The following is a 13,603-nucleotide window of genomic DNA, read 5'->3' as shown; positions in this document are numbered from 1 at the left end:
CGAGGAGAACGCATGGTCACGCAAGTTCCCTATGAGCCGACCGTCGACGCACTGGGGGCGCAGTGGGCGACGCTCATCGACCTCGCCGACGGGCTCGACGACGACCAGTGGGGTTCGCCGTCGATCCTGGCCGGGTGGACGGTGGCCGACGTGTTCGCGCATATCGCCGGGACGGAGTGGTCGTTGACCGGACGGACGGTCGAGCCGGTCCGGGCCGTCGGCGAGCTCGACTACGTGCGCAACCCGATCGGTGAACTGAACGAGAACTGGCTCGACCACTACCGGACCCGCACCCGCGACGAATTGATGACGGACCTGCGGGAGGTGACGGGCCTGCGCGCCGATGTGCTGCGCGCGATGAGCGAATCAGACTGGAATGCTGAAGGATTCACTCCCGCGGGGAAGGATTCGCACGGCCGGTTCATGCGCATCCGCGTGTTCGACTGCTGGATTCACGAGGTGGATGTCCGTGACTCGCTGGGGCTGGGCGCCCCGGAGAATCCGGCACCCGCGGGAGTTACCCGGGATGAGATGGCTGCGTCGCTACCGTTCGTGATCGGCAAACGCGCGCAGGCGCCCACCGGCAGCGCGGTAACCATCGACTTCACCGGCATCGCGCCCGCACGGGTGCATGTATCGGTGGGCGAACGCGCCGCTGTGGTGCCTATGCTCGACGGCGATGCGGACGTCGTGATCCATGTGGACATCGCCGACTACGCCCGGCTGATCGGTGCGCGCACCACCGCCGATCCGGCGTCGGTCACCGTCGAAGGCGACGAGGAACTCGGTGGGCGGGTGGTGGCCAACCTGCACTACCTGATCTGACCGGGCAGGGTCGTACAGTGGGGCGAACCCCCGGACTACACCCGGAGGCCGGCATCCCAGGAAGGGGCCCCGATGGCCAATCAGCGAGCGCAAGTCGTCATGACCGACGATGAGGTCGAGCAGTTCTTGCAGGAAGGACGGACGGCGACGCTGGCGACGAACGGCCCCAATGGATTCCCCCATCAGGTGGCGATGTGGTATGGGTTCATCGACGGCAAGGTCTGTTTCGAAACCAAGATCAAATCCCAGAAGGCGGTCAATCTGCTGCGCGACCCCAGACTGAGTTTCAGCGTGGAGGCCGGCGACACCTATGACCAGTTGCGCGGGGTGGCGATCGACGGGACGGCGCGCATCGTGTATCCCGACGGACCTGAATACTGGCCGGCGGCGATCAGCGTGTTCGAGCGTTACCAGGCTCCCTACACCGAGGAGACGAAACCAGCTGTCGAGTTCATGATGACCAAACGGGTCGTGGTCATCGTCGAGCCACGTCGAGTCCGGTCCTGGGATCACCGCAAGCTGATCTGAGACCGGCCACACCGACACGTCTACAGGCCCCCGGGAATCGATTCTCGGGGGCCTGTCCTGTTGTGCGACGGCGATCAACCCCGGCTGCTTGACGTGATGGCCCTCACAGCATACGGTCATACATCATTCACTGAACGTATGACCGTATGACCGGGAAAGGTGGGCAGATGAGCCTGGGTAAGAAGGCGGTAGTGCTCGGCGGAAGCATCGCCGGTATGTGCGCGGCGGGAGCCGTCGCGCCCTACTTCGATGAGGTGGTCGTCCTCGAACGCGACGTCATCGCCGACAACATGGAGCACCGGCGCGGCGTGCCGCAGAGCAAGCACCCGCACTTCCTGCTCAACTCGGGCCGCCGCGCGATGGACACGCTCTTCCCCGGCTACGAGGACGACCTCATCGAGGCCGGTGGCATGCACCTGATGCCGTCGGTCTCCGCGGCACACTGCGAAGGCGCGGGCTGGATTCCACGCGCGGAATCGACGATGAGCATGGTGTACGCATCGCGGCTGCTCATCGAACGGGTGCTGCGCAACAAGCTCGCCGACGTCGCCAACATCACCGTCCACGAAGGTGTCAACGTCACCGGCCTGGAGACGGTCAACGGTGGCAAGCCGGGCGGTGCGGTGACCGGTGTGTGGCTCAGCGGCGGCGCCGAGGGCCCCGGCAAACGGCTGATCGAGGCAGACCTGGTCATCGACACGCTCGGCCGTGGGTCGGCCGTGTCGGCCTGGCTGGAGAAGGCCGGCTGGCCGGCGCCACCCATCCAGTCACTCGACGCGGGCTGCACCTACACCACGCAGTGGTTCCAGAAGCCTGCCGAGCGCCCCGACGACTGGTGGTGGCACCACATGTCGATCATGCCGTCCGGTGAGACCGGCCCGCACCCGGTCGAGCACGAGTTCATCAGCCAGATCTTCCCCATCGAAGGCGACCGGGTGCTGGTGACCATGGGTTCGTGGGGACATCCCATGCCGCGCAAGGAAGACGAGTTCATCGAGACCGCGCGACGACTACGCGCCCCCGCCTTCGCCCGCGCCGTCGAACGCTGCACTCCGCTGTCGAAAGTGTTCGTCACCAAATCGACCGGCAACATGCGGCGGCGCTACGACAAGCTCGACAACCCGCCCGTCGGCCTGCTGGTCATCGGCGACGCCATCTGCGGTTTCAACCCGTTCTACGCGCAAGGCATGAGTTCGGCCGGCAAGTGCTCGGTGCTACTCGGCGAGATGCTGAGCAAGCAGACCTCCGCCATCGAGCCCGGCTTCTACCGCAGCTACTTCGCCGAACAGTCCAAGCTGCTCGACGACATCTGGACGCTGGCGCTGGCCCGCGACCGTGGCTTCGCCAACGCCACCGGCACCGATATCGCCCCGGCCTGGCAGCAACGTCTCACCCAACGACTGAGCTGGCCGTTCTTCAACCTGCTGTCGGCGGCCACCCGCGAGGACAAGTACCTCGAAGCCCATTTCACCGCGGTGTTCAACCTCGACGAGTCGGTGACCGAGATGGTGCGCGACCCGAAGTTCCTGGCGGGCATGGCCAAGTTCGCCGTCAAGAAGGCGTTCAGGCGTAACAAGCTGCCGATCGGATTCGATCAGACGCTCGACCCGCCATCGCAGATCTACCGTGACTTCGAGCCGCACCCGGGTGGTCCGGCGACGGTGATCGAACGGCCTGCCAAGACGTCTGCGACACCCGAAGCCTCGCCGGTGGTCTGAGTACCGAACACGTGTCGGGCCTGCCGTCTCCGGCACTGCGGCAGGCCCGGACCGACCCACATTTCGTTCACCATCGAGGAGCACTTTCATGGCAGTGTGCGATCCGGACACCCCGGCGTATGTCATCACCCGATATCTGGGCTTTATCTGCGAGGACGCCAATCCGGTTGCCGCGCTGCGTAATCCGTTCGGCCTGGAGAACTGGACGCTGCCGGTTCTCGAGGTGACGATCATCGTCGGCGCAGTCCTTGCGCTGGTGCACGCGATCCGCAGGTTGCGCCGCGACAATGACCCCACCAACCTCGCGCTGTGGCTCGGTTCGCTGGTATATCTGTTCGTGATCGAACCGCCCCTGTACTTCCCCGAGTGGTTCGGGATGCAGGACGCGATGGGATTCATGTTCGCGCACAACGTGTTCACGGTCGATTTCATGTACGACCGGCTGCCGCTGTACATCGTGTGCTTCTACCCGGCGCTCAGCCAGGTGGCCTATGAGATCGTGCGGGCGTTCGGCTTCTTCGACGGCACCAAGCAGGGTGCACTCAAGGGCGCGGTGACCGTTGCATTCGTGTACCAAGTGTTCTATGAGATCTTCGATCAACTTGGGCCGCAACTGAAGTGGTGGGCCTGGAATGTGGATGATCCGTTCTATGGCAACACCGCCGCCGATCTCGGTAACCCGGCCGCGGTTCCGCTTCTCGCCTCGGTCCCACTGAACAGTGTGTGGTTGTTCGCGTCCGTCTCGTTCGGTGTGCTCACCTACGTCAGCGCCCGGCTCATCGCCAACCCGACGCTGGCCGGCAACGCGCCGCGCGGTCTGTCGCTGGCATGGCGCATCGTGGTGTCCGGTGTGGTGGCCGTGATCAGCATGCCGCTGATGGGAATCCCGGCGTCGGTGTTCGGTCGCGGTGAGGGTGCCAACCTCACCGGGCAGGCGATCGTGCTGGGCATCGAGATCGTCGCGTTGTGGCTGGTCGGTCTGTACCTGCTCGGTACTCAATGGCGGAAGATGCGATCGGCACCGGCAGCACAGGCACCCGCGCGCACGGCGCGGCCGTTCCTGCTCGTGTTCCCGTTCCTGTTCCTGGGCGTGCACACCGCGCTGTGGATCAGCGCGCTACCGGCCTATTTCGGCGCCACCGACGGGGTCACCGACGACGGCACGCCGATCGGCAGTCTCCCCTACGTCGTCGCCTGTCTGGTGGTCGCGTCCGGAAGTCTGTTGGCCGCACTGGCTCTCGGCCGCGATCGGGCCACGCCGGAGCAGACCGCGACCGCCGGCGACTCAGGTGCCCGGCAGCCAGTCGAACAGGTGTGAAAGTATGGGCGAATGAGAACTCGCGGTTGGCAGGGCAACCTACCGTCCGATTCCGAGGAGGCCCGCACCCGCATTCTCAACGCCGCGATCGCGTCGGTCGAGAAGCACGGGGTCAACAAGACCACCCTCGCCGATGTGGCGAACGAACTCGGCGTCACCCGGCAGACCGTCTACCGCTACTTCTCGTCGGTCAACGACATGCTCGCGGCCGTGGCCCAGGCCGGTGCCGCGGACTTCCTCGACGGGATGCGCCGGGACCTGGCGCACGTCACCACCGTCGACGGCGCCATCGTCGAGACAATCCTGTACTGCCTCAACCGGTTACCGGACGAACCGTCGATGGGCCTGTTGCTACGGGCCGGGCAGACCGAACTGTTCACCCGTGAGGCGACGTCGGAAAGCGGCATCTCCCTCGGCGCGCAGATGCTGGGCCGGCTGCCGGTGGAGTGGGCCGAGAACGGCTATGACGACGAGGCCATGGCCGGTCTGGCCGAGCTGGTGATGCGGGTATTCCTGAGCCTGCTGCAATACCCGACATCACCACCGCGTTCCGACGACGAACTGCGCGAGTTCATCAGCCGTTGGGTGTGCCCACCCGCCCGGGTTCACAGATAGCGGCGAGAACACGCTCAATCCAGGCAGAACTCGTTGCCCTCCGGATCGGCCATCACGATGAAACCGGTCTCCATCGGCGGAGCCGGCTCGAACCGTTCGAGCCTGCGGGCGCCGAGCTCGATCAACCGCAGGGCCTCCGCCTCGAGCGCGGCCATCCTGTCGCCGCCGGTCAGGCCCGGTGCCGCCCGCACATCCAGATGCACGCGATTCTTGGCGCTCTTGCCCTCCGGAACCCGCTGGAAGAAGATCCGCGGACCGGCCCCCGCGGGGTCGACGACCGCTGATCGGCTGTTGCGGTGCTCGGGCGGCACACCGAACGCGTCGAGAGCCGCATCCCAGGTGGCGAATCCGGGCGGCGGTCCCTGCACCTCGTAGTGCAGGACCTGCGCCCAGAATCCGGCGAGCGCAGCCGGATCGGCGCAATCAAAGGTCACCTGAATCTCCAGGCCCATCGCACACTCCCCTATGTCGTGATTGTTCTTAGTGGCAAGCTCAAGTATTCATGCCAAACAGGTCAGTCTCTGTCCTCAACCGCGCGACCGGGCCCGATACCCTCGAACCATGCGCATCGGTGTGTACATCATCCCCGACCATCCGTGGCAGCAGGCGCAGCACGAGTGGCGGCGTGCCGAGGAGATGGGTTTCGATCACGCATGGACGTTCGATCACCTGGTGTGGGGTTCGCTGCCGGACAACCGCTGGTTCTCGTGTATCCCGACACTGACCGCTGCGTCACTGGTGACCAACCGAATCCCGTTGGGCGCCTTCGTGATATCTCCCAACTTCCGCCATCCGGTGCCGTTGGCGCGGGAGTTGCAGACCCTCCTGGACATCGCGGGTGATCGGCTGCTGATAGGCCTCGGCGCGGGCGGTACTCCCGACGACCTGATCCTCGGTCAGCCGCCGGTGACCGCCCGCGAGCGGGTCGACCGGTTCCAGGAGTTCGTGCGGCTGCTCGATCTCGCGCTCACCGATGACCACGTGACGTTCGCCGGCGAGTACTACAGTGCCATCGACATGCGGCTGGCCGGCGGATCGGTCCGGGAGCGGATTCCGTTGCTACTGGCCGGAAACGGGCCGCGCTCTGTGCGGTTCGCCGCCCGTCACGGCGATGGCTGGATCACCACCGGAACCCAGGCGGGCAACATCGAGGACTGGTTCGCCGGAGTTGCACGCAGTGTGCGCATCCTCGACGACACCCTCACCGGCCGGCCCGGAGGCGACCGGTTTCCCCGCTATCTCAGCCTGACCTGGGCGCCGCACGACCCCCTCACGAGTGCGGGGGCGCTCGACGATCTGATCGGGCGAGCCGCAGGACTCGGTTTCACCGATGTCGTCATTCCCTGGCCCCGGACCAGCCGGCCACACGTGGCCTCGATGGAAACATTCGAGGCCACGCTGGCGGAGGTGCTGCCGAGATGGCAGGTGCCGGGCGTGCTCTAGTGCACGACCAGCACCGGGCACGGCGCCACCTGCAGTACGGCCTGTCCGGTCGAACCCAGCAGCAGGCCCCGGAAGCCCCCTCGGCCTCGGCTGCCGACGACGATCAGTTGGGCATCGCCGGCCGCACCGACGATGGCCGGTGCCGCGTCACCGGCGACGATCGCCGACTCGACCTCGACGTCGGGATAGTCCTCGCTGTGGCCGGCGAGCTGCGAGCCCAGTGATGCGGCGGCCTCGTCGTTGAGCCGACGCAGGGCTTCCTCACCCTGCCCGTAGAAGGCACCACCGGCGAATCCGCCATAGCTGTGCACGGCAACCAGCGTTGTTCCTCTGGTGTCGGCCGCCTGGAAGGCGTGCGTGACGGCCTCGGTCGATATCGGCGAACCGTCGACACCGACAACGACAGGGCCGGACTCGGGAGCCTGCGGTCCGACGACGGCCACCGGGCAATTGCCGTGTGCGGCGATGTCGCTGCTGACCGATCCCAGGAGCAGGCCGGCGACACCGCCCAGCCCGCGGCGACCGACCACGATCATGCGGACGCGGCTGGATAGTTCCCGCAGCACGAGGGTGGGTTTGCCGTCGATCACCTCACCGTCGATCGACACGCCCGGTGCCAGTTCCACAGCCAGGTCGAGAGCGACGTCGACCGCTCCCTGCGCCAGATCGCGCCGCGCCTCGACGTACTGTTCGGCCTCGACCCAGCCCTCGACGTTCTGGCCGATCGGCGCCGTGAACGGTGCCACCACCGACACGATCGTCAGCGCAGCATGCGCACGGACCGCCTCGGCCGCCGCCCAGCGCACCGCTGCCAGCGCCTCGTCGGACCCGTCGACCGCCACCGCGATCGGTGCATTGTTCGTCGTCACCATCAGCCCCTTTGCTTGTGGATTCGGTTGGGTGCACCCAGCACGGGTGGACCCACCAGACTGTACGCCGCAAGGCTGCGACGACACTGTGTTCAGTCGGCGTGTGCCCATTCCGGGGGACGCCGCGACCTGCGGCCGCCGCCGCGAAACTTCAGCCCAGGGTGCTGATCACTTCGTCGAGCACAGCATCCAGCAACACCTTGCGCTGCTCGCCGTTCGACAGGTCCTTGACCTCGATGGCACCGTCGGCGATCTCACGATCACCGAGCACCAGCGCGAGCCGCGCACCTGAGCGGTCGGCGGCCTTCATCGCGCCTTTGAGGCCACGATCGCCGTAAGCCAGGTCGACGCTGACGCCGGCCGCACGCAGACGGCCGGCCAGCGCGACCAGCTCGGCTTTGGCCGCCCCACCCATCGGGACTCCGAACACCTGACAGCGGGCGGCCTCGGCATCGGCGACGCCCTCGGCCCGCATCGCGAGCATGGTGCGGTCCACGCCGATACCGAAACCGATACCCGACAGGTCCTGCTTGCCACCGATCTGCCGCATCAGGCCGTCATAGCGGCCACCGCCGCCGATGCCGGACTGGGCGCCGAGACCGTCATGGACGAACTCGAACGTGGTCTTGGTGTAGTAGTCCAGGCCCCGGACCAGGCGCGGATTGATCTCGTACGGCACGCCGAGACGGTTCAGATGCCCGAGGACAGTATCGAAGTGTTCGCGTGCCGCGTCGCTGAGGTAGTCGATGAGCAGTGGCGCGTCGGCGGTGGCCGCCTTGATCTCGGGACGCTTGTCGTCGAGTACCCGCAGCGGATTGATCTCGGCGCGTTTGCGGGTCGATTCATCGAGGTCGAGCCCGAACAGGAACTGCTGCAACGCCTCCCGGTAGCGGGGTCGCGATTCGTCGTCGCCGAGCGAGGTGATCTCCAGCCGGAAGCCGGACAGGCCCAGGCGCCGGTAGCCTTCGTCGGCGATGGCGATGACCTCGGCGTCGAGCGCCGGATCGTCGACACCGATGGCCTCCACACCCACCTGCTGCAGCTGCCGGTAGCGGCCCTCCTGCGGCTTCTCGTAGCGGAAGAACGGACCGGCGTAACAGAGTTTCACCGGGAGCTGGCCGCGGTCGAGGCCATGCTGGATGACCGCACGCATCACCCCGGCCGTGCCTTCGGGCCGCAGCGTCACCGAACGTTCGCCCCGGTCGGCGAAGGTGTACATCTCCTTGCTCACCACGTCGGTGGATTCACCGACGCCACGCGCGAACAGTCCGGTGTCCTCGAAGATCGGCAGTTCGATGTGCCCGTACCCGGCACGGCGGGCGGCGTCGGCCAGCGTGTCGCGGACGCGACGGAAATCCGCCGAGGCGGGCGGAAAGTAGTCCGGGATACCTCGTGGTGCCTGAAACTCGGCGCTCACAGTCCGAATCGTCCCTTCTTCTCGGTCCCGATCCCGAGGAGGAACGGGTTGGTGGCGCGTTCGCGGCCGATGGAGGTCTGGGGTCCGTGGCCGGGTAGCACCTGAGTCTCGTCGGGTAGCGGCAGCAGCTTCTTCTCGATGGATTCGAGCAACTGATCGTGGTCGCCGCCGGGCAGATCGGTCCGGCCGATCGACCCGGCAAACAATACGTCGCCGGAGAAGCACACCGGCACCGTTGTGGTCACCTGCCCCGAGTCGTGCCCGTCCTCGTCGGCAGGCACCTCGACGTCGATGCCGAGCAGCACCGAACCCTGGGTGTGACCGGGGGCCAGGTCGACGGTGAACCGCATCCCGGCGATCTCGACGTTCTCGCCGTCGGCGAACTCGACAACCTGGCGTGGTTCGGTGAACTCGGTGTCGCCGATCAGCTGTCCCAACGCACGCCCGAGGCCCATCCCAGGGTCGGTGAGCATGGGCCGGTCGGCTGTGTGGATGTAGGCCGGGATGGCGAATTCGTCACACAATTCGGTGGCGTTCCACGTGTGGTCGAGATGTCCGTGCGTCAGCAGTACCGCCGCGGGGGTGAGGTCGTGTTCGGCCAGCAGCGCCCTGACCTGGGGCGCGGCATCCTGACCGGGGTCGATGATCACTGCCTGCCCGCCGGGCTGCGGGGCGAGCAGATAGCAGTTGGTCTGGAACATTCCGGCCGGAAATCCGGTGATCAGCATCGGCTCATTGTCGCAGGGGGATCGGTGGCCGGGTCCGGCGGGTACGGCGCGCCGTACCCGCCGTTCCTTACTCTCAGGTACTGCTGGCAAACTGGCGAGTCGAGTATGCCGACGTCCACAGGAGGGTTCACCAGCGTGTCGACCAACGAGGAGCGCCGACAAGCGGCCAAACGCAAGCTCGAGGAGCGTTTGGAAACCGAGCAGCGCGCCGCACGCAAACGCCGGATGACCATCATCGGTGTGTCCGTCGCGATCGTCGTCATCGTGGCGGGCACGATCACCGGTCTGGTGGTCAAGAAGGTGTCCGACGACCGCGAGAAGGAACGCTGGACCGCGTGCGCGTGGGGGCCGCAGGAAGATCCGAAGGCCCAGCCGGTCGATCCGCCGGAGCAGATCCCGGCCGAGCAGCGCGACGAGTACCGCAAGCAGGTCGTCGAGTACAACAAGCAGATCCAGGACTACCTGGCCAAGAAGCGGCCAGCCCCCAAGCCCGGTGACAAGCAACTCAAGAAGGGCACGCTGGCGGCAGTGTTCGAAACCAGCCAGGGCTCCATCCCGATCACGCTCAAACGCGACTCGGCCCCTTGCAACACCGGTGCGATCGAGCATCTGATCCGCGGCAAGTTCTTCGACGACTCGTCCTGCCACCGGATGACGGCCAGCACGTCGCTGAAGGTGCTCCAGTGCGGCGACCCGACCGGCACCGGCATGGGTGGTCCCGGCTGGACCAGCCCGGACGAGCCGCCCACCGATCTCAAGCCGAGCGGCGCACCCAACGCGATGGGTCAGCAGGCCGTCACCTACCCGCGCGGCACGATCGCCATCGCCAACAACGGCCAGGCCAATTCGGGGTCGAGCCAGTTCTTCCTCGTGATCGGCGACAGCACGCTGCCCTCGGACTACGCGGTGGTGGGCACCGTGGACGAGGCCGGGCTGGCGGTGCTCGACAAGGTGGCCAAGGGCGGCATCGTGCCCGGCGCCTCAGGCAGCAAAGAGGACGGCGCACCGAAGCTGCCGGTCAAGATCACCACCGCCACCGTCAAGAACTGACGGCACCACCCCGCCGATCGAGGTGATCGGCGGGGCTCGGCGGACCTAGGCTGCGGAGGTGACGCGGTAGACGTCGTAGACACCTTCGACGTTGCGCACCACGTTCAGCACGTGGCCGAGGTGTTTGGGGTCGCCCATCTCGAAGGTGAACTTGCTGACGGCCACCCGGTCGCGGCTGGTGGTGACCGATGCGGACAGGATGTTGACGCGTTCGTCGGCCAGTACCTTGGTGACGTCCGAGAGCAGCCGGTGCCGGTCCAGTGCCTCAACCTGGATCGCGACCAGGAACACCGACTCCGGTGACGGCGCCCAGGTGACCTCGATGATCCGCTCGGGCTGCTCGCGCAGCGCTGCCGCGTTGGTGCAGTCGGTGCGGTGCACGCTGACCGAGCCACCGCGGGTCACGAACCCCATGATCTCGTCGCCGGGGACCGGGGTGCAGCATTTGGCGAGCTTGGCGACCACGTTCTCGATGCCGGACACGATGACCCCGGCATCGCCGCCACGGCGGCCACGGGTCGGCAGCGTCGACGGTGTCGAGCGTTCGGCGATCGCGTCGACGGCGTCGTCGATGCCGCCGAGGATCGCGACCAGCCTGTTGACGACGTGCCGGGCCGAGACATGGTTCTCGCCGACCGCCGTGTACAGGCCGCTGACGTCGGCGTAGCGCAGTTCCTTGGCGATCGCGGCCATCGACTCGGCGTTCATCAGCCGCTGGATCGGCAGGCCGCCGCGCCGGACCTCCTTGACGATGGCGTCCTTGCCGGATTCGAGCGCTTCCTCGCGGCGTTCCTTGGCGAACCACTGCCGGATCTTGGCCTTGGCTCGTGGGGACACGACGAAGCTCTGCCAGTCGCGGCTCGGTCCGGCGTTGGGTGCTTTGGAGGTGAACACCTCCACCACCTCACCGTTCTCCAGGGTCCGTTCGAGCGCGACGAGGCGGCCGTTGACCCTTGCGCCGATGCAGCGGTGGCCGACCTCGGTGTGGACGGCGTACGCGAAGTCGACCGGTGTGGATCCCGCCGGAAGGGTGATCACATCACCCTTCGGAGTGAAGACGAAGATCTCCCGCGACGCGAGGTCGAACCGCAACGATTCGAGGAACTCGCCCGGATCCGCGGCCTCCCGTTGCCAGTCGAGCAGTTGGCGCATCCACGCCATGTCGTCGACCTCGGCGATGTCGGACCTCTTGCTGCCGCCCTTGGATTTGTAGCCGCTCTCCTTGTATCGCCAGTGCGCGGCGATACCGAATTCGGCGGTGCGGTGCATCTCCTGCGTGCGGATCTGCACTTCGAGGGGTTTGCCCTCGGGACCGATGACGGTGGTGTGCAGGGACTGATACACCCCGTAGCGTGGCTGCGCGATGTAGTCCTTGAACCGCCCGGCCATCGGCTGCCACAGCGAATGCACCACACCGACCGCCGCGTAGCAGTCGCGGACCTCATCGCACAGGATGCGCACACCCACCAGATCGTGGATGTCGTCGAAGTCGCGGCCCTTGACGATCATCTTCTGATAGATCGACCAGTAGTGCTTGGGCCTTCCCTCGACGACCGCGGTGATGCGGGTGGCGGCCAGCGCGTTGGTGATGTCGGCACGTACCCGCGCCAGATAGGTGTCGCGCGAGGGTGCCCGATCGGCCACCAGACGCACGATCTCCTCGTACTTCTTGGGGTGCAGGATGGCGAACGAGAGGTCTTCCAATTCCCACTTGACCGTGGCCATTCCGAGCCGATGTGCCAGCGGAGCAATGACTTCCAGCGTTTCACGGGCCTTGCGGGCCTGCTTCTCCGGCGGCAGGAACCGCATCGTGCGCATGTTGTGCAACCGGTCGGCGACCTTGATGACCAACACGCGCGGATCGCGGGCCATCGCGATGATCATCTTGCGGATGGTCTCGGCCTCGGCGGCACTGCCGAGGGCCACCTTGTCGAGTTTGGTGACACCGTCGACCAGGTGCGCGACCTCGGTGCCGAACTCGGATTCGAGTTGTTCGAGCGAATAGCCGGTGTCCTCGACGGTGTCGTGCAGCAGGGCGGCTATCAGGGTGGTGGTGTCCATGCCGAGGTCGGCGAGGATGGTGGCCACCGCGAGCGGATGGGTGATGTAGGGGTCACCCGATTTGCGGGTCTGACCGGCGTGACGTTCGTCGGCGACATCGTAGGCGCGTTGCAGTTTCGCGATATCGGCCTTGGGATAGATGTCGCGGTGCAGAGTCACCAGCGGTTCCAGGACCGGACGCACCTGGCTACGGGTCGCGGTCATCCTGCGTGCCAGACGTGCCCGCACGCGGCGCGAGGCCGACGATGGTACAGGCTCCTCACGCACCACAGTCTCGGTCCGCTCAGGTGGTACCTCCGGTGCCGAAGGATCGGCCGCGTCGGCCGGCGCCGCCACGGTGTCTGTGTCGTCTGCCATCGCGTCCTCTCTGAAAGGCTGTAGATCGCCGGCTCGCAGTGTCCCGGCCGGTCGTCAAAGTCTAGTCCGCGACCAGAGCATGCACCTCGACGTCGGAGCCGATGCCCCGGGCGATCGTGGCCCTGCCGCCCAGCGCCGTCAGCTCCATGATCACCGACACCCGCACCACATGCGCGCCGGCGGTACGCATGAGTGTGGCCGCGGCGACCGCGGTGCCACCGGTGGCCAGGACGTCGTCGATGAGCAGCACCCGCCGTCCTGTCAGGTCGAGGCCGTCGGCGGGGATCTCCAGCGCCGCGCTACCGTATTCGAGGTCGTAGGTGACGGTGTGGACGGGCGGCGGCAGTTTGCCCTGCTTGCGGACCGCCAGCACACCGACACCCAGTTCACGGGCGACGGCACCGCCAAGCAGGAATCCACGGGCATCGATGCCGCCGACGAGGTCGATATCGGGGCAGCCATGTGCCAGGGCGGTGATGATCGAGGCGAAGGCGCGCGATTCGGCGAGGACAGGCGTCAGATCCTTGAACTGGACACCCGGGCCGGGGAAGTCCGCGACGAGCCGGGTGTGGGCCGCGATGGCCGCACGCGCCTCATCGAGTGTGTGATGCGCTGTGCTGCCGGCCGGCCGGTCATCCGAGGGGGTCACGGGCGAACTGTAGCAAGACCGGCAG

General features: G+C 66.6%; 13 protein-coding genes. 7 read left to right on the top strand and 6 right to left on the bottom strand.

Translation table 11 applies throughout. The features are described 5' to 3' along the window. Window positions 1-12: 12 nt before the first annotated feature. The 5 genes from KDB67_RS07570 to KDB67_RS07550 all read left to right on the top strand — a co-directional run bounded on the left by KDB67_RS07570 (window position 13) and on the right by KDB67_RS07550 (window position 5,004). A complete protein-coding gene (locus KDB67_RS07570) occupies window positions 13-825 on the top strand; it encodes a maleylpyruvate isomerase family mycothiol-dependent enzyme (RefSeq protein ID WP_291014342.1) in 813 nt (270 codons plus the stop codon). A 72-nt stretch (window positions 826-897) separates the two neighbouring features. Beyond that, on the top strand, window positions 898-1,353 hold the full coding sequence (locus tag KDB67_RS07565; RefSeq protein ID WP_291014340.1) for a PPOX class F420-dependent oxidoreductase: 456 nt from the start codon (window positions 898-900) through the stop codon (window positions 1,351-1,353). A 167-nt stretch (window positions 1,354-1,520) separates the two neighbouring features. After that, entirely contained in the window at window positions 1,521-3,071 is a 1,551-nt protein-coding gene (locus tag KDB67_RS07560) for a hypothetical protein (RefSeq protein WP_291014338.1), read from the top strand. 88 nt (window positions 3,072-3,159) lie between these two features. After that, window positions 3,160-4,389 carry a hypothetical protein gene (locus KDB67_RS07555; protein ID WP_291014334.1) on the top strand — a complete coding sequence of 410 codons (1,230 nt, stop codon included), beginning with the start codon at window positions 3,160-3,162 and terminating at the stop codon, window positions 4,387-4,389. A 12-nt stretch (window positions 4,390-4,401) separates the two neighbouring features. After that, the gene (locus tag KDB67_RS07550; RefSeq protein ID WP_291014332.1) at window positions 4,402-5,004 is read left to right on the top strand and encodes a TetR/AcrR family transcriptional regulator; all 603 of its coding nucleotides are present in this window, start codon (window positions 4,402-4,404) and stop codon (window positions 5,002-5,004) included. Between the two features lie 14 nt (window positions 5,005-5,018). Here the strand turns inward: KDB67_RS07550 and KDB67_RS07545 are convergent, their stop codons facing one another. Further along, window positions 5,019-5,456, bottom strand: coding sequence for a VOC family protein (locus KDB67_RS07545; RefSeq protein ID WP_291014330.1), 438 nt, complete (start codon window positions 5,454-5,456; stop codon window positions 5,019-5,021). A 109-nt stretch (window positions 5,457-5,565) separates the two neighbouring features. Here KDB67_RS07545 and KDB67_RS07540 point away from each other — a divergent pair, with 109 nt between their 5' ends. Next, window positions 5,566-6,447 carry an LLM class flavin-dependent oxidoreductase gene (locus KDB67_RS07540; protein WP_291014327.1) on the top strand — a complete coding sequence of 294 codons (882 nt, stop codon included), beginning with the start codon at window positions 5,566-5,568 and terminating at the stop codon, window positions 6,445-6,447. Here the strand turns inward: KDB67_RS07540 and KDB67_RS07535 are convergent. From KDB67_RS07535 to KDB67_RS07525, 3 genes are all read right to left on the bottom strand, one after another. Beyond that, window positions 6,444-7,319 carry a universal stress protein gene (locus KDB67_RS07535; protein ID WP_291014324.1) on the bottom strand — a complete coding sequence of 292 codons (876 nt, stop codon included), beginning with the start codon at window positions 7,317-7,319 and terminating at the stop codon, window positions 6,444-6,446. The genes KDB67_RS07540 and KDB67_RS07535 overlap by 4 nt on opposite strands. Before the next feature lie 148 nt (window positions 7,320-7,467). Then, window positions 7,468-8,733 (bottom strand): histidine--tRNA ligase, encoded by a 1,266-nt coding sequence (hisS, locus tag KDB67_RS07530; protein ID WP_291014322.1) that lies wholly within the window; start codon window positions 8,731-8,733, stop codon window positions 7,468-7,470. Further along, window positions 8,730-9,461 (bottom strand): MBL fold metallo-hydrolase, encoded by a 732-nt coding sequence (locus KDB67_RS07525; protein WP_291014319.1) that lies wholly within the window; start codon window positions 9,459-9,461, stop codon window positions 8,730-8,732. Before KDB67_RS07525 ends, hisS begins: the two co-directional genes overlap by 4 nt. Window positions 9,462-9,596: 135 nt before the next feature. Here KDB67_RS07525 and KDB67_RS07520 point away from each other — a divergent pair, with 135 nt between their 5' ends. Then, a complete protein-coding gene (locus KDB67_RS07520; RefSeq protein ID WP_291014317.1) occupies window positions 9,597-10,511 on the top strand; it encodes a peptidylprolyl isomerase in 915 nt (304 codons plus the stop codon). Between the two features lie 45 nt (window positions 10,512-10,556). Here KDB67_RS07520 and KDB67_RS07515 read toward each other — a convergent pair whose 3' ends face one another. Both KDB67_RS07515 and KDB67_RS07510 read right to left on the bottom strand, forming a co-directional pair. Further along, window positions 10,557-12,929 (bottom strand): RelA/SpoT family protein, encoded by a 2,373-nt coding sequence (locus KDB67_RS07515; RefSeq protein ID WP_291014314.1) that lies wholly within the window; start codon window positions 12,927-12,929, stop codon window positions 10,557-10,559. A 61-nt stretch (window positions 12,930-12,990) separates the two neighbouring features. Continuing rightward, complete coding sequence (locus KDB67_RS07510; RefSeq protein ID WP_291014312.1) at window positions 12,991-13,578, bottom strand: adenine phosphoribosyltransferase; 588 nt, start codon at window positions 13,576-13,578, stop codon at window positions 12,991-12,993. Between the last annotated feature and the right edge of the window lie 25 nt (window positions 13,579-13,603).

Origin of the sequence: Gordonia sp. (in: high G+C Gram-positive bacteria) (assembly GCF_020438995.1) — a bacterium.
Lineage (GTDB): Bacteria > Actinomycetota > Actinomycetes > Mycobacteriales > Mycobacteriaceae > Gordonia.
Note: the sequence above shows the minus strand (reverse complement) of the source record. Positions and strands in the feature narration are given on the sequence as shown.

What these genes read in the sequence shown, in the direction of transcription:
- KDB67_RS07570 (WP_291014342.1), top strand. Translation starts at nt 13, where the DNA reads ATGGTCACGCAAGTTCCCTATGAGCCGACCGTCGACGCACTGGGGGCG.
- KDB67_RS07565 (WP_291014340.1), top strand. Translation starts at nt 898, where the DNA reads ATGGCCAATCAGCGAGCGCAAGTCGTCATGACCGACGATGAGGTCGAG.
- KDB67_RS07560 (WP_291014338.1), top strand. Translation starts at nt 1,521, where the DNA reads ATGAGCCTGGGTAAGAAGGCGGTAGTGCTCGGCGGAAGCATCGCCGGT.
- KDB67_RS07555 (WP_291014334.1), top strand. Translation starts at nt 3,160, where the DNA reads ATGGCAGTGTGCGATCCGGACACCCCGGCGTATGTCATCACCCGATAT.
- KDB67_RS07550 (WP_291014332.1), top strand. Translation starts at nt 4,402, where the DNA reads ATGAGAACTCGCGGTTGGCAGGGCAACCTACCGTCCGATTCCGAGGAG.
- KDB67_RS07545 (WP_291014330.1), bottom strand. Translation starts at nt 5,456, where the DNA reads ATGGGCCTGGAGATTCAGGTGACCTTTGATTGCGCCGATCCGGCTGCG.
- KDB67_RS07540 (WP_291014327.1), top strand. Translation starts at nt 5,566, where the DNA reads ATGCGCATCGGTGTGTACATCATCCCCGACCATCCGTGGCAGCAGGCG.
- KDB67_RS07535 (WP_291014324.1), bottom strand. Translation starts at nt 7,319, where the DNA reads ATGGTGACGACGAACAATGCACCGATCGCGGTGGCGGTCGACGGGTCC.
- KDB67_RS07525 (WP_291014319.1), bottom strand. Translation starts at nt 9,461, where the DNA reads ATGCTGATCACCGGATTTCCGGCCGGAATGTTCCAGACCAACTGCTAT.
- KDB67_RS07515 (WP_291014314.1), bottom strand. Translation starts at nt 12,929, where the DNA reads ATGGCAGACGACACAGACACCGTGGCGGCGCCGGCCGACGCGGCCGAT.